We start from the raw sequence: 14,364 nt of genomic DNA, 5'->3' as shown, positions 1-14,364 counted from the left end.
GAACAAACTTGTCACTTGTCCGGATATGGAGCACGCGCGCCGGAATTCAAGCGCCCGCCCGGCAGACGCCGCCAGTCTCAGGCCTGTTTTGCCTGTTGGTTGGGCAGGTTTTCGTCAAATTGCTCGAAACCGGGCGTTCCGCGATCTTCGGGGTGGCGGGCCAGGTGCTTGGACTTGATCTGCTCGGAGCTGTCGCGGCTGCCGTCATGGCTGTAGCCCGGCGGGGCAAAGCAATAGGCCAGCCGCTGTTTCAGGGTCAGGCCCGGCTGGGTCGCGTCGCGCCAGATGGCCACCCATTCGTGAAAGGCCACCCGCAGCGGGTTGAAGGTGCCGATATTGTGCACCAGGCCATAGTCGACCCGGTCGTGCTCCTGCTCGGGGACGAAGGTGCCGAACAGCTTGTCCCAGATGATGAACACCCCGGCATAGTTGCAATCCAGATAGCGCGCGTTGCGGCCGTGGTGGGCGCGGTGATGGCTGGGGGTGTTCATGACCGCCTCGAACCAGCGGGGCATCTTGCCGATGGCTTCGGTGTGGATCCAGAACTGGTAGATCAGGTTCAAGCCGCCGCAGAACAGCACCATCGCCGGGTGGAAGCCCAGCAGGATCAACGGCGCGCGCACAACCATCATGAAGGTGAAGGTATAGGTCCAGGTTTGCCGCAGGGCGGTTGTCAGGTTGTAGTGCTGCGAGCTGTGGTGGTTTACATGGCTGGCCCAGACCCAGCGGATGCGATGCCCGAACCGGTGCACCCAGTAGTATCGCAGGTCATCCAGCACAAAGCACAGGATGATCACCGGGATCGATGTGCCCAGATCCAATGGCGTAATCTTCCACAGCCACATGAAGAACCCATAGGCGATGAAGCCCAGCAGGAATCCGGACGCGATGTTGCCCGCTCCCATGATCAGCGAGGTCACGGCGTCGCGGGTTTCATACCGCCCGCCACGGCCCTTCATGGCGATCCACAGAAATTCGGCCAGGATTGCGGCGATAAAGAACGGCACGGCCCATTGGACGACATCGGGAAAGCTGATCTGGTCGGTCATGCGGGCTCCAGCAGGTGGCGCCAGTGGCGGCGCTCGGTTTCATCAAGGCGGACGGTGACGCCGGGGGTGGCGAAGTCGTGGAACTGGACCTCGATGCCCTCGGGGTGGTCGATCCAGTCGAAATCGCGCAGGTGGCGGGCCACTGTATCGGCGCCAAAGGACCACAACAGGCCCGGCCCGGTCTCGGTGCGCAGCAATGCGGCGTGTCCGTCATGGGCCAGGGTGACGTCGATGATGGTGTCGTCGGGGAAATGGCGCAGCCATTCGGCGCGCGCGACATCGGCGCTCAGCACGCGCTGGCGCGATTTGCCCGTCAGATGCAGCAGTGCGGTGATGCCGGCAATGCCACCGACCACCAGAACCAGCAGGATTTCCAGCGGCATGATGTCCTCCCGCGGACAGAGTGCAAGCGGGGTCAGGCCCTGTCAAAGGTGGCGTTGCGTCAGGGGGTGTTGTGCGGCTCAAGCACTTCGTGCCGGACAACGCGCTCGACGAAGGGCACCAGCCCTTCGGGTCCCGAGGCGCGATCCTTGAGGTGAATGCAGATATCCGGCCGCCGCGCCGCGATGATGCCCACCAGTTCGCCGCGCACCTTGTCATCGAGGCCCGCGCCCATAATCGCGCAGGCGATGCGCGGTTCGGCGTCCAGTTGCCGCCGCACCTCGTCGGGATCATGCGCGCCCAGCCACCGGATCGGAAGATGCTCCAGTTGCCGCGCCACGTCGCCGATCACGTTGGGCAGCCGGCCGATCAGTAAAACCACCGGTTTCATCTCAGCCTCCTGTCTGTTGCCAATGAAAAACCGGCCCTGTCAGGCCGGTTCCAGTCTAGCACAAAAGGCCCGTCAGGTGGTCAGCTTTCGGGGTTCAGCAGGGCCGCGATGATCGCCTTGGCACTGTCCGAGTTCCATTCGGCATCGCCGATCAGCCGCGCGATTTCCTGGCCGTCGGGGTCGATGATTATGGTGATCGGAAGGCCGACGATGCCCATCTCGCGGGCGACGGCCTGCTTCGGGTCTTGGTGGCGGGGCAGGTTGGTGATGCCGTTTTCATCAAAGAACTTCTTGATCCCCGCGGGCGAGTTGCGCCCGGTGGCCAGCGTCAGAACCTCGAACTGGTCTCCGCCGAATTCCTCCTGCAACTCGGCGATCTGGGGCATCTCTTTTCGGCAGGGCGCGCACCAGGTGGCCCAAAAGTTCAGCAGAACGTATTTGCCGCGATAATCTGCCAGCGTGGCGGTGCCGCCGTCATCTTCCAGCAGGAATTCCGCGTCCGAGACCGGTTTCGGCTCGGAATGCAGGATCAGGCGTTTCAGGCTGCCGTCGCGCAGGTCGGCCAGGGCCTGCGTGTCGGCGGCCAAAGCGGCATTTGCACCCAGCGCAAGGGCCATATAAAGGGGGATCAGACGAAACAGGCGCATATCAACTCCGGGTTTTCCAGCATGACCGAACAATCCTCGAACCAGATGTGGGGCGGCCGCTTTGCCGCGGGACCAGACGCGATCATGGAGGCGATCAATGCCTCGATCGGGTTCGACCGACGGATGGCGGCCCAGGACATCGCGGGCTCGCGTGCCCATGCCGCCATGCTGGCCGCCACGGGCGTGATTAGTGATAGTGATGCCGAGGCCATTCGGGAAGGGCTGCTCACCGTTTTGTCAGAGATTGAACGTGGCGAGTTCCAGTTCTCGACCGCGCTGGAAGACATCCACATGAATGTCGAGGCGCGGCTGAAAGAGATCATCGGCGCGCCCGCAGGCCGCCTGCACACGGGCCGCAGCCGCAATGACCAGGTGGCGACCGATTTCAAACTGTGGGTCCGCGATCAGCTGGATGCCGCCGAATCCGGCCTGCTGGCCCTGATCCGCGCGCTTTTGGCGCAGGCCGAGGCCGGGGCCGATTGGGTCATGCCCGGATTCACCCACCTGCAGACCGCGCAGCCGGTGACCTGGGGCCACCACATGATGGCCTATGTCGAGATGTTCGGCCGCGACCTCAGCCGCGTGCGCGACGCGCGGGCGCGGATGAACGAATGCCCGCTGGGTGCTGCGGCGCTGGCCGGCACGTCCTTCCCGATCGACCGCCACATGACGGCGCGGGCGCTGGGCTTTGACCGGCCCGCCGCCAACTCGCTGGATGCGGTCAGCGACCGGGACTTCGCGCTGGAATTTTTGTCGGTGGCCTCGATCTGCGCGGTGCACCTGTCGCGCTTTGCCGAAGAACTGGTGATCTGGTCCTCGGCCCAGTTCCGCTTCGTCACCCTGTCCGACCGGTTCTCGACCGGCTCGTCGATCATGCCGCAGAAAAAGAACCCCGACGCAGCCGAACTGATCCGCGCCAAGGTGGGTCGGATCTTTGGCGCCAACACGGCGCTGATGATGGTGATGAAGGGCCTGCCGCTGGCCTATTCCAAGGACATGCAGGAAGACAAGGAACAGGTCTTTGACGCCGCCGACAACTGGATGCTGGCGCTGGCCGCGATGGAGGGCATGGTCAAGGACATGACCGCCAACCGCGACAGCCTGGCCGCTGCCGCCGGCTCGGGCTTTTCCACCGCGACCGATCTGGCCGACTGGTTGGTACGGGTGCTGGGCCTGCCCTTCCGTGATGCGCACCACGTCACCGGATCGCTGGTCGCCATGGCCGAAAAGAAGGGCTGCGACCTGCCCGATCTGACGCTCGAGGACATGCAATCGGTCCACGCGGGCATCACGCAGGATGTCCATTCTGTCCTTGGCGTGGATAATTCGGTAAACTCGCGCCAGTCCTATGGCGGTACGGCCCCGGACCAGGTCCGGGCGCAGATCGCCCGCTGGAAGGAGATGCTGGAATGACAATCTTGCGTGTGATTGCCCTGATCGGGGCCGCCTTCACCTTGGCGGCCTGCGGCGCTGACGGAGAGCCCGTCCAGCCGACCCTGAACGCCAATGTGGGCGTTTCGACCAGTGGCTCATATGTGAGCGGGGGCGTCGGCCTGCACCGAGGCCCCCTCAGCGTGTTTCTGGGGATCTGAACGCTCTGCGGTTGAAAGCGACGTGCCAGTCGCCATTTAGCAAGTGATCCAACAAATGAAGGCAGCGAAATGAAACCACTCGGCCTTATCCTGTCGCTTGCCTTACTGGCGGCGTGTGAGACCACGAATCCGCCGCGTTCGCAGCCAGTAGAAGAGCCCGCGCGCTCGGGGGCTGGAGTGTCCGTATCCGGATACGCGCGGGCCGGGGTGTCGACGAATTTCTGAATGAGCCGTTGATGCGTTCAGCCGGCCACTGGGTGCCCGCGCTGCCGCAGACACTCGATCAGAATGTCACGCCGGGTGTTGCGCATCTCGGCGGCTCCGGCGACGGCACCTGCCGCTGATCCCACTGCTGCGCCGGCTATGGCGCCTTCTGTGTTTCCGACCGTGTCGTCCGAAATGCCTGCCAGCGCGCCGATCCCGGCGCCTATCAAGGCCTGTGTCCGGGTTTCCGGGTTCCACAGGTCCTGGGACTTGGCCAATGCGCGGCACTGATCCAGATCAGCGGCGTAAGCCGGGCCCGGCTCGGCAGACAGGACGGGTTGGTGTTGGGCCCCGGTGCCGCTGCATGCGGCTGTGACCAGGGCCAGCGGCAAGACGGTCAATGTGAATCGTTCCTTGAACAGCATGAGTTGTCTTTCCTTGTCGGTATTCCGGCGGGACCCGGAGCCACTTCCTTTTGCTGTGGCTTCGGCCCCTATACGAGGGCGTGCCGGGCGGGTTCAGATGTGGCCCAGGCCACGATGAGCCAAGGCCACGATGTAGAAAGCCAGGATGAAATCCAGAATCTCGATCAGTCCCAGCATCAGCGGAATTGAGTCGGGTGATGTGGGGAAGACGTGACCCAGGTCCAACAGGACCACGAAGATGTATCCCCAGGCCGCCACGATGGCGCCCCAGCTTGCCGTTGCCGAACCGCGCAGCATGGCCACCGCCGACCCCACGGCCAGCAGGGCAAGCGCGATCAGAAAGGCGTTGAAACCCCAGAACACCGCTCCACCCAGTCCGGAAAAGTCGCGGGTCTCGATCGGGCCGCCGGGGACCAGCGTGACAAAGCTGGCAACGAGGACAAGCATCAGTTTGGCGGCTGTCGCCGTGGGTTGGGACGCCATAGGCCGCGTTGGGCCGGTGTTGATTTGTGACGAATGCACTATGACAGAATCCTTTTAATGACTTTCCGGTCATAAATGGAGATGGCGTTACTGACCGTCAAGTCATTAAAAGATTGAATTTGCGTGACGCCGCGTCCAATCTGCGTCAAGAGAGGCGCGCCGGAAGAAAATCGGGGGGCAAGATGCCGAAGATCGTCGATCGCGAAGAGATGCAGGGGCGGATATTGGATGCCGCCATGGCCTGCTTTCTGGGTCAGGGCTATCACGCCACCAAGATGCAGGACGTGGCCCATCAGGCCGGGATGGCCAAGGGCACGTTGTATCTGTATTTCCAAAGCAAGGAGGCTTTGCTTCTGGCGTTGCTGCAGCGGTATTTCGAGGATATCCGCGCTCGCATCAACGACATCCCGGCCCCGCAGACGCTGGACCAGTTCATGACCGGGCTACGTCTGTCCATGCCCGCTGACCGTCTGGCGGCGACGCGGCTGTTCTTTGACGTGCTGGGCCCCGGATTTCAGGACCCGCGCGCGGCCGAGATCATCGGCGGGTTCTTCGCCTGGCTTGCCGATCATTATGCTGCTCAGTTCGCCCCATTGATCCGCGCGGGTGAAATCCGCGGCGATCTCAGTGCGCAGGCCGCCGCGCAGGCGGTGACGGCGATGCTGGATGGATTGGTTATCCATCTGGCGATCTTCGGGGGCGATGAAAGCGACTTTGAGGCGCGGCGCGACGCGACCCTTTCGTTGCTTGAGGCCGGCTTGCGCGGATAAGCCGTTGTGCCCGACTTCTGTGCGGTTCGCACCGGATTGCATGCCCGCGATGCAAATCCCGTTGATCCACAGGCCTGTTTTGGTCTAAGCGCGCAGATATGGATCACTTTCTCTACCGCGATGGCGTGTTGTGCGCCGAGGACGTCCCGGTCGCCGAGATCGCGGCTGCGGTCGGCACGCCGTTCTATGTCTATTCCACGGCGACGCTGCTGCGGCACTACAACCTGTTCGACGAGGCGTTGGCAGGTACCGACCACGTGGTCTGTTATGCAATGAAGGCCGCCAGCAACCAGGCTATTCTGAAAACGCTGGCGCAGGCGGGCGCGGGGATGGACGTGGTTTCGGGCGGCGAGTACCTGCGGGCCAGGGCAGCGGGTGTGCCGGGCGAAAAGATCGTGTTCTCGGGCGTCGGCAAAACCGCTGAGGAAATCCGCATCGCACTGACGGGTGGGATTCGCCAGTTCAACGTCGAATCCGAGCCCGAGATGGAGGTGATAAACGCCGTCGCGCAGGAACTGGGCGTGATCGCGCCGATCACCGTTCGCGTGAATCCGGACGTCGACGCCAAGACGCACGCCAAGATCGCAACGGGCAAATCCGAAAACAAATTCGGCATCCCGATCGCCCGCGCACCCGAGGTCTATGCCCATGCGGCCAGCCTGCCCGGCCTGAAAGTGGTGGGCATCGACGTGCATATCGGCTCGCAACTGACCGATCTGGAGCCGTTCCGCCTGGCCTACTCCAAAGTCGCCGAGCTGACCGAACAGCTGCGCGCACAGGGCCACGACATTCACCGTCTGGACCTGGGCGGTGGGCTGGGCATCCCCTATGCCCGCTCGAACGAAGCACCGCCGCTGCCGTTGGAATACGGTGCAATGATCAAGGAAACACTGGGCCATCTGGGCTGCGAGATCGAGATCGAGCCGGGCCGTCTGATCGCGGGCAACGCGGGGCTGATGGTGTCAAAGGTGATCTATGTGAAGTCGGGCGAAGGGCGCGATTTCCTGATCCTCGACGGGGCGATGAACGATCTGATCCGCCCGGCCATGTACGACGCCTATCATGACATCGTTCCCGTCATCGAGCCCGCGCCGGGGGTCGAACAACGCCCCTATGACATTGTCGGGCCGGTCTGCGAGACCGGGGATACTTTTGCGAAACAAAGGGCGATGCCACCGCTGAACCCGGGGGATCTGGTCGCATTTCGCAGCGCCGGCGCCTATGGCGCGGTTATGTCCAGTGAATACAACACCCGGCCCCTGATCCCCGAAGTTCTGGTTCATGGCGATCAATTCGCGGTTATTCGTGAACGGCCAACCTTTGACGAAATCATAAACCGCGATACCATACCTGAGTGGCTGTGACGCGATAACCGCGCGGGCCCGACCCGGAGGCCTGACGTGACCGACACTCGCAACCTGCCGATCCCCAGACTGTCCCTGTTGCTGACGCGCACGGGGATGCTGGCCGAGCAGGTGATGCGCGCTTTTTGGCCGTTCCTGTCGATTGCGGCCCTGATCATGGCGGCCTTGCTGCTGGGCCTCCACGACCTCGTCGGCGTTGAAACAGTCTGGATCATCGGAGCCGCATCCATTCTGGCGTTTACGGTTGCATTGGTCTGGGGCGCGCGGAGGTTTCGGTTCCCTACCCGCACGCAGGCGCTTGTCCGGCTGGACGAGACACTGCCGGGCCGTCCCATTCAGGCGTTGCTGGACGATCAGGCCATCGGGGCGATGGACGAAGATTCGCGCGCTTTGTGGCAGGCCCATCAGGCGCGCATGGCCGCCCGCGCCGCGCAGGCAGGACCGGTCAAGCCTGACCTGAACCTTGCCGCTCGTGACCCCTACGCGCTGCGCTATGCGGCGCTTTTGGCGCTGGTGGTCGGATTGCTGTTCGGATCGTTCTGGAAAGTTGGATCGGTCGCCCAGATGACACCCGGCACGGCCGTAGCCGGCCAAGGCCCCAGCTGGGAAGGCTGGGTCGAGCCACCTCGCTATACCGGCCTGCCGACGCTGTATCTGGCCGATCAATCCGGTCCGACGCTGACAGTGCCACAAGGCAGCCGCGTCACTTTGCGCTTCTATGGCGAGGTCGGCGCGCACAGCTTGACCGAAACCAGTTCCTCCGCTTCCACCACGACAGCAACCGATCCGGATCAGGAGTTTGTCGTCGAGCGTTCGGGCCGATTGTCGATCGAGGGCCCTGCAGGACGTGACTGGGGTGTCGAGGTCATTGTGGACGCGCCGCCGGTAATCGCCGTGGCCGAACCCGCCACCGCCGAGGCTGGTGGCCAGATGAAACTGCCGTTCTCGGCGCGTGACGATTATGGCATCCTGTCAGGCACCGCGTTGATCGAGTTGGACCTGTCTGCGGTCGATCGTCGCCATGGTCTGGCCGTTGAGCCCGAACCTCGCGACGCGGTCACCGTCGACCTGCCCATGCCGATCGCTGGTGACCGGAGCGATTTCACGGAAGATCTGATCGAGGACTTTTCGGAACACCCTTGGGCGCACCTGCCGGTCAAGATTACCCTTTCGGCCGTCGATGCCGCTGATCAGGTGTCGGAGTCGGATGTCTACCGAACCGACCTTCCTGCCCGCCGGTTCTTTGATCCGCTGGCTGCGGCGGTGATTGAACAGCGCCGCGATCTGCTGTGGTCGCGCGACAATGCCAAAAGGGTGGCTCAGCTATTGCGGGCTGTTTCGCACCGGCCCGAGGATGTCTTCCGTTCGGAAACCGCATATCTGCGACTGCGCTACATTCTACGCCGGTTGGAAACCTTTACGGAATTCGGCCTGGGCCCCGAACAGCAGACCGAGATCGCGCAAGCCTTGTGGGATCTGGCCATCCTGATCGAAGAAGGCACGCTCGCCGATGCGCTGGAGCGGATGCGTCGCGCTCAAGAACGTCTGACCGAAGCGATGCAGAACGGTGCCAGCGATGAGGAGATCGCCGAGTTGATGCAGGAACTGCGTGAAGCGACCGACGAGTATCTTCGTCAGCTGCAGCGGCTGGCGCAGGAAAACCCGGACGGCCAGCAGGGCCAGCAGAACCAATCCGGTGAATCCATGCAGATGACGCAGGATGACCTTCAGCGGATGATGGACCGGATCCAGGAACTGATGGAGCAGGGCCGCATGGCCGAGGCCCAGCAGGCGCTGGAGGAGTTCCAGCAGATGATGGAAAACATGCGGGTGACCCAGGGCCAGGGACAGGGGCAACAATCCGAAGGCCAGCAGGCCATGGAAGGATTGGCCGAAACCCTGCGTGAGCAGCAGGGCCTGAGCGACGAGGCCTTCCGTGACTTGCAGGAGCAATTCAATCCCGGCGCGCAGGCCGGTGAAAGCCAGGGCAATGAAGGCCGCTCGGGCGGTCAGGGGCGCGGCCAGAGCCATGAGGGTCAGGGCGGCCAGGGCCAAGGATCGGATCAGGCGGGCGAAGGCCAGCAAGGGCAAGGGACTCTGGCTGACCGCCAACAGGCGCTGCGCGATGAACTGAATCGCCAGCAGCAGAACCTGCCGGGCGCCGGAACACCCGAAGGCGACGCCGCACGCGAGTCGCTGGGGCGTGCAGGTCGTGCCATGGATGAGGCCGAAGATGCCCTGCGGAGCGACGACCTTGCCGAAGCGATCGACCGCCAGTCCGAAGCAATGGAAGCGTTGCGCGAAGGGATGCGCGAGCTGGGTGAGGCCATGGCCCAGAACCAGCAGAACCAGCCCGGTCAGGGTACGCAGGAAGGCGACATGCAGGCCAACAACCGCGATCCGCTGGGTCGGAATCCGGGCGCTGCGGGCTCGATCTCGACCGAGGAGAACCTGCTGCAGGGGGATGATGTGTACCGCCGTGCCCGCGAGTTGCTGGATGAAATCCGTCGCCGCACGGGCGAAACCGACAGGCCCAGGATCGAACTGGAATACCTCAAAAGGTTGCTCGAGCGGTTCTGACCGGCAGAGTTACTCGGTCGCGGAGCCAGCCTGCGATTCCAGCCAGATCCGGGCCTGATCGACCATCGAGACATACGACTGCAACACAGGCTCGGCCTGGGGAACTGCCTCGCTGATCTGGCGGGCGTTGCCGTAGATCAGGAATAGGATGACCCCGGTGATCAGGATCAGCGCAAAGCCCCGCAGGAACCCGCCCGATTTCCGCGGTGGGGCTTCGGCGGGCTCTGCCGCGGTCGGGGCGTCGTCGCTGCGCAAAGTCGAATTGATGCTGTCCACATCCGGCAGCGCCTCTTTCTGACCGGTTCCCGAGGCGGTTTCGGTCGCCGCAGGAGGTTTGGGCTTGGGGGCCGGTTCCGGCTGCTGATCCAGGCCCAGATCCGGCTGGCTTTCCAGGCCGGACCCTTCCTTGGCGCGCAGTTCGGCCTCACGCGCGGCTTCCTCTCGCAGGATTGTCGCAACGGCCGGATCGACGTTGCCGGTCGGAGCGGCTGGCCGGGCTTCGTCCGTGGGTTCGGGATCGGGCTGTTCGGCTTCGACCTGTTCGTCTTCTGCCTGCTCCGGTTCCGGCGCAGCAGCTTCGGCGGCCGGCGGCTCAGACGTATCCGAGGGCGCGCTTTCGGCCGGCCCATCATCGGTTTCGGCCGCGACAGGCTCAGCCTCCGGGTGTTTGGGTTGGAACCAGGTCTGCTCGCAGCTCGAGCATTGCACGTCTCGGCCTTCTTCCGGAATGACCTCATCCGGAACCTCGTACTGGGCATTACAGTTCGGGCATGTTAGTCGCATACTGCCTCCCCGGCCGCCAGCGGCCTGTCGTCGTTTTTCCAAGAATGATAATCCGTTAAGGCGAAACAGCAAAGCGCGTTTTCGGTCCGGTGGATCAGGTGTCGCCAATTGGACTCGGTGCAGGCATTGAAACCGTGGTCGTGCTCGGGCAAGAAGGGCGCAAGCAATATTGAGGGCAGGCGTGATCGAGCTTGAAAATGTCAGCTACAGCTATGGCGGCGGTGAACTTCTGAGCAATGTCTCGGTCCAGTTGCAGCCGGGGTCGTTCCATTTTCTGACCGGCCCGTCCGGAGCGGGCAAAACGACCCTGTTGAAACTCTGCTATGGCGCGTTGCTGGCCAGTTCGGGGCGGATCAGCGCCTTTGACCAGGACATTGCCCGACTGGACCGGGACCAGATGGCCCTGCTGCGCCGCCGCATCGGTGTCGTTCATCAGGACTGCCGGTTTCTGGACCACATGACTCTGGCTGAGAATGTCGCCCTGCCACTGATGGTGTCGGGACGCTCTGTCGAGTCCGAGCAGGAAGATCTGACCGAACTCCTGTCCTGGGTCGGTCTTGGTGGCCGCCTGGACGCACTTCCGCCGGAGCTTTCGGGCGGCGAGCGGCAACGGGCTGCACTGGCGCGGGCGGTCATCCTGTCACCGGACGTGGTGTTGGCCGACGAACCCACCGGCAACGTCGACTGGGAGATGTCCCAGCGTCTGCTGCGTCTGCTGATCGAGCTGAACCACATGGGAAAGACCGTTGTGATCGCCACCCACGATCTGAGCTTGATCCGGGCGGCCAAAAGCCAGGTGCAGGCCCGGGTTCTTCGGATCTCACAGCGGCGGCTACAACTGGCGGGGGCGGATCTATGATTGCCGATGACATTCGCGCCCTGCTGCGCCGGGACGCCCGGGCCGACCGCGTGGTGCCGCCAACCGGATTTACGGCGCACCTGACCCTTTTCGTGTCAGGTGCGATGGCCTTTCTGACAGTATTCGCGCTGGCTCTGTCGCTGGCCTCGGGCCGGTTGGCCGATCGCTGGGCCTCGGAATTGGCCGGAGCAGCCACTCTGCGGATCAATGCGCCTGCTGAACAGCGTGCCGCGCAGACCGAGGCCGCTCTGGAGGTTCTGAAACAGACCTCAGGCGTGGCCTCGGCCCGCGCGCTCAGTGCCGAAGAACAGGCCGCGCTGCTGGCCCCCTGGTTCGGGCCCGATCTGCCGCTGGACACGCTGCCGGTGCCGCAGCTCATCGAAATCATCGAGGGCGAACCGGGGTTGGACACGATGGGCCTGCGCCTTCGGCTGGCGGCCGAGGTGCCAGGCGCGGTTCTGGATGACCATTCCCGCTGGCGCGAGCCGCTGGTCGATGCAGCCACCTCGTTGCGGCGGTTGGGCTGGATCTCGATCCTGCTGATCGGCGGGGCCACGGCGGCGATGATCACGCTTGCGGCCAATGCCTCGCTTGCGGCCAACGCCCAGATCATCGAGGTGCTGCGTCAGGTCGGTGCACGCGACCGTTTCATCGCCGGTGCTTTCGTGCGGCGCTTCACCTGGCGCGCGTTTTTCGGTGCCGTGGTGGGGACGGTTCTGGGCCTGACCGGGGTGCTGCTGCTGCCCGAGGCATCGGATGCGGGTGGTTTCCTGACGGGCCTTGGATTCCAGAGCGCCGACTGGTTGTTGCCCGCTGTGATCCCCGTTTTGGGCGCAGCCGTGGCCTTTGCCGCCACATGGTTGGCGGCCCGTCGCAAATTGAAGGAGCTTTCGTGATGGCAATGGCGGTCCAATGGGTGCGCTCGCTGATCTTCATGGTCACGATCTACGCATGGATGGCGGTTCTGGGCCTGGTGTTCGCGCCCTATGCGCTGTTCTCCAAGCGCGGGGCGCTGCGCGCCTGCAAGACCTATGCGCGCACGACCATATGGCTGGCGCGCTGGATGGTGGGCATTCGCGGCGAGGTGCGCGGCAACGTGCCCACGGGTGAGGTGGTCATCGCCGCCAAGCACCAATCCTTCTTCGACATCATTCTGATCTTTGACGCGATCCCCCATGGCAAGTTCATCATGAAGCGCGAACTGCTGTGGACCCCGATCATCGGCATGTATGCCCGTCGTCTGGGCTGTATCCCGGTCAATCGCGGCAAGCGAGGCGCGGCGGTGGCCAAGATGGTCAAGGACGTTTCCAAAGAGTTTACCGAGCCCGGGCAACTGGTGATCTATCCGCAGGGCACCCGCGTGGCGCCGGGGGTCTACAAGCCCTACAAGGTCGGCACCGCCGTACTGTACGAGGGGCTGGGCTTCCCCTGCGTGCCGGCGGCCACCAATGTCGGTGTCTTCTGGCCCCGGTCGGGGATTCTGCGCAAACCGGGCCATGCGATCGTCGAATTCCTTGATCCGATTGAACCGGGCGTTGATCGCGACTCGTTCCTGGCCCGGCTGGAAGAGGTGATCGAGACGCGTTCGAACGCGCTTATGCGCGAAGTGGGGTTTGATCCGGATGCAGTACATCAATGACATCACCGCGCTCGAGGCGCTGTACGGCACGCCCGGCGCGGCCTCGATGCGGAAGGTTGCGCGGCGACTGACGCCGCTCTACCGCAAATGGATCATGGCGTCGCGGCTGTGCGTGCTGTCCACGGTAGGGCCCGAAGGGGTGGATGGCAGCCCCCGGGGCGATGACGGCCCGGTGGTCATGGAACTGGACCCCGGTACCCTGGCCTTGCCCGACTGGCGCGGCAACAACCGCCTGGACAGCCTGCGCAACATCGTGCGCGATCCGCGTGTGGCGCTGATGTTCATGGTGCCCGGCTCGAACAACGTGGTGCGGGTGAACGGTACCGCCCGGTTGACGGCCGACGCCGACCTGCGCGCCCGGTTCGAGAAAAAGGGCAAGCAACCGGCCACGGTGATCGTTATCGAAATCGGGGAAATCTACACGCAATGCGCCCGCGCGCTGATGCGGGCCGAAACCTGGACCGGCGGCGATCTCAGCGCCGGGTTGCCGACGGTGGGCGAGATTCTGGCCGAGGTGTCGCAGGGCGAAGAAGGCGGCGCACGCTATGATCGCGAATGGCGCGCGCGCGCCGCAAAGACGATGTGGTGATCACGCTGCCGCCGCGCCCAGCCGGGTGACCCGCGCGATCCATTTCTGAACGCTGTCCTGCTTGGGGTAGCTGGCACCGGAAAACCAGGTGAACCGCGTCGGCTTGAACCCGACGAACCCCAGAACCTGCCCGCGCATCTGGTGAATCAATGCCCTGCGGTAAACCAACCGCATGAACCAGCCCGGCGTGTCCGAGGTGATGATGACGCGCGCCGTTCGGCCGTCGAGCATCGGTGCCGGGAATCCCAGTTTGTTGGGATTGCGGGTGTCGAACGTGCGGCCCGGGATGAACATCCGATCGATCAGCCCCTTGAGCTTGGCGGGCAGGCCGCCCCACCACATGGGCGTCGTCAGAACCAGGTGATCGCTCCATTCGAAATCCTGCAGAACCTGTTCCAGAACCGGCTCCAGCGGTTTGAAATCATGATAGTTGCCCTGTCCGAAATCGAAATCGAACTCCAGCTCGCTGAGGTGGACGATCTTTACGTCATGGCCCTTGGCGCGGGCGGCTTCGGCATAGGTGTCGGCAAAGGTGCGCGACAGGCTGCTTTCGGCGGGGTGACCGTCGAGGATGAGGATTTTCTTGGGCTGCATCGGGGTTCTCCTAA

At 63.8% G+C, this 14,364-nt stretch carries 17 protein-coding genes; 9 read left to right on the top strand and 8 right to left on the bottom strand.

All coding sequences use genetic code 11. The features are described 5' to 3' along the window. Nucleotides 1–77: 77 nt before the first annotated feature. From AC2FM5_RS05390 to AC2FM5_RS05375, 4 genes are all read right to left on the bottom strand, one after another. Complete coding sequence (locus AC2FM5_RS05390) at nt 78–1,049, bottom strand: sterol desaturase family protein (RefSeq protein ID WP_170360087.1); 972 nt, start codon at nt 1,047–1,049, stop codon at nt 78–80. Further along, nucleotides 1,046–1,432, bottom strand: coding sequence for a hypothetical protein (locus AC2FM5_RS05385; RefSeq protein WP_170391838.1), 387 nt, complete (start codon nt 1,430–1,432; stop codon nt 1,046–1,048). Before AC2FM5_RS05385 ends, AC2FM5_RS05390 begins: the two co-directional genes overlap by 4 nt. Nucleotides 1,433–1,491: 59 nt before the next feature. Beyond that, complete coding sequence (locus tag AC2FM5_RS05380) at nt 1,492–1,821, bottom strand: hypothetical protein (RefSeq protein ID WP_170360091.1); 330 nt, start codon at nt 1,819–1,821, stop codon at nt 1,492–1,494. 80 nt (nt 1,822–1,901) lie between these two features. Beyond that, the gene (locus AC2FM5_RS05375; RefSeq protein ID WP_170360092.1) at nt 1,902–2,468 is read right to left on the bottom strand and encodes a TlpA disulfide reductase family protein; all 567 of its coding nucleotides are present in this window, start codon (nt 2,466–2,468) and stop codon (nt 1,902–1,904) included. A 21-nt stretch (nt 2,469–2,489) separates the two neighbouring features. Here AC2FM5_RS05375 and argH point away from each other — a divergent pair, with 21 nt between their 5' ends. Together argH and AC2FM5_RS05365 are read left to right on the top strand one after the other, a co-directional pair. Next, complete coding sequence (argH, locus tag AC2FM5_RS05370) at nt 2,490–3,881, top strand: argininosuccinate lyase (protein WP_496734279.1); 1,392 nt, start codon at nt 2,490–2,492, stop codon at nt 3,879–3,881. Next, nucleotides 3,878–4,060, top strand: a complete 183-nt coding sequence (locus tag AC2FM5_RS05365; RefSeq protein ID WP_496734277.1) for a hypothetical protein — start codon at nt 3,878–3,880, stop codon at nt 4,058–4,060. The genes argH and AC2FM5_RS05365 overlap by 4 nt, the downstream gene beginning before the upstream one ends. A gap of 242 nt (nt 4,061–4,302) precedes the next feature. Here the strand turns inward: AC2FM5_RS05365 and AC2FM5_RS05360 are convergent, their stop codons facing one another. Continuing rightward, on the bottom strand, nt 4,303–4,689 hold the full coding sequence (locus AC2FM5_RS05360; protein ID WP_170360098.1) for a glycine zipper family protein: 387 nt from the start codon (nt 4,687–4,689) through the stop codon (nt 4,303–4,305). Nucleotides 4,690–4,782: 93 nt separating this feature from the next. Next, the gene (locus AC2FM5_RS05355; RefSeq protein WP_496734274.1) at nt 4,783–5,136 is read right to left on the bottom strand and encodes a DUF8051 family protein; all 354 of its coding nucleotides are present in this window, start codon (nt 5,134–5,136) and stop codon (nt 4,783–4,785) included. A gap of 218 nt (nt 5,137–5,354) precedes the next feature. On the opposite strand from AC2FM5_RS05355, the gene AC2FM5_RS05350 reads away from it, so the two are divergent. From AC2FM5_RS05350 to AC2FM5_RS05340, 3 genes are all read left to right on the top strand, one after another. Then, complete coding sequence (locus AC2FM5_RS05350) at nt 5,355–5,942, top strand: TetR/AcrR family transcriptional regulator (protein ID WP_496734272.1); 588 nt, start codon at nt 5,355–5,357, stop codon at nt 5,940–5,942. A gap of 98 nt (nt 5,943–6,040) precedes the next feature. Continuing rightward, the gene (gene lysA, locus AC2FM5_RS05345) at nt 6,041–7,306 is read left to right on the top strand and encodes a diaminopimelate decarboxylase (RefSeq protein ID WP_496734270.1); all 1,266 of its coding nucleotides are present in this window, start codon (nt 6,041–6,043) and stop codon (nt 7,304–7,306) included. 36 nt (nt 7,307–7,342) lie between these two features. Then, on the top strand, nt 7,343–9,886 hold the full coding sequence (locus AC2FM5_RS05340) for a TIGR02302 family protein (protein ID WP_496734269.1): 2,544 nt from the start codon (nt 7,343–7,345) through the stop codon (nt 9,884–9,886). Nucleotides 9,887–9,895: 9 nt separating this feature from the next. Here AC2FM5_RS05340 and AC2FM5_RS05335 read toward each other — a convergent pair whose 3' ends face one another. Then, nucleotides 9,896–10,669: a zinc-ribbon domain-containing protein gene (locus tag AC2FM5_RS05335; protein ID WP_496734267.1), complete on the bottom strand. Its 774-nt coding sequence runs from the start codon at nt 10,667–10,669 to the stop codon at nt 9,896–9,898. A 181-nt stretch (nt 10,670–10,850) separates the two neighbouring features. Here AC2FM5_RS05335 and AC2FM5_RS05330 point away from each other — a divergent pair, with 181 nt between their 5' ends. From AC2FM5_RS05330 to AC2FM5_RS05315, 4 genes are read left to right on the top strand one after another with little or no spacing between them, the layout of a single operon-like run. Continuing rightward, on the top strand, nt 10,851–11,528 hold the full coding sequence (locus AC2FM5_RS05330; RefSeq protein WP_170342228.1) for a cell division ATP-binding protein FtsE: 678 nt from the start codon (nt 10,851–10,853) through the stop codon (nt 11,526–11,528). Continuing rightward, a complete protein-coding gene (locus AC2FM5_RS05325) occupies nt 11,525–12,424 on the top strand; it encodes a cell division protein FtsX (RefSeq protein WP_496734264.1) in 900 nt (299 codons plus the stop codon). Before AC2FM5_RS05330 ends, AC2FM5_RS05325 begins: the two co-directional genes overlap by 4 nt. Next, the gene (locus AC2FM5_RS05320; RefSeq protein ID WP_170360110.1) at nt 12,424–13,167 is read left to right on the top strand and encodes a lysophospholipid acyltransferase family protein; all 744 of its coding nucleotides are present in this window, start codon (nt 12,424–12,426) and stop codon (nt 13,165–13,167) included. The genes AC2FM5_RS05325 and AC2FM5_RS05320 overlap by 1 nt, the downstream gene beginning before the upstream one ends. Then, nucleotides 13,151–13,756 (top strand): pyridoxamine 5'-phosphate oxidase family protein, encoded by a 606-nt coding sequence (locus AC2FM5_RS05315; protein ID WP_170438486.1) that lies wholly within the window; start codon nt 13,151–13,153, stop codon nt 13,754–13,756. Before AC2FM5_RS05320 ends, AC2FM5_RS05315 begins: the two co-directional genes overlap by 17 nt. Here AC2FM5_RS05315 and AC2FM5_RS05310 read toward each other — a convergent pair whose 3' ends face one another. Next, nucleotides 13,757–14,350 (bottom strand): NAD(P)H-dependent oxidoreductase, encoded by a 594-nt coding sequence (locus AC2FM5_RS05310; protein WP_170445556.1) that lies wholly within the window; start codon nt 14,348–14,350, stop codon nt 13,757–13,759. Nucleotides 14,351–14,364: the final 14 nt, after the last annotated feature.

It is taken from the genome of Ruegeria sp. BHSA162 (assembly GCF_059613385.1).
This window is presented reverse-complemented; position numbering and strand designations above follow the sequence as displayed.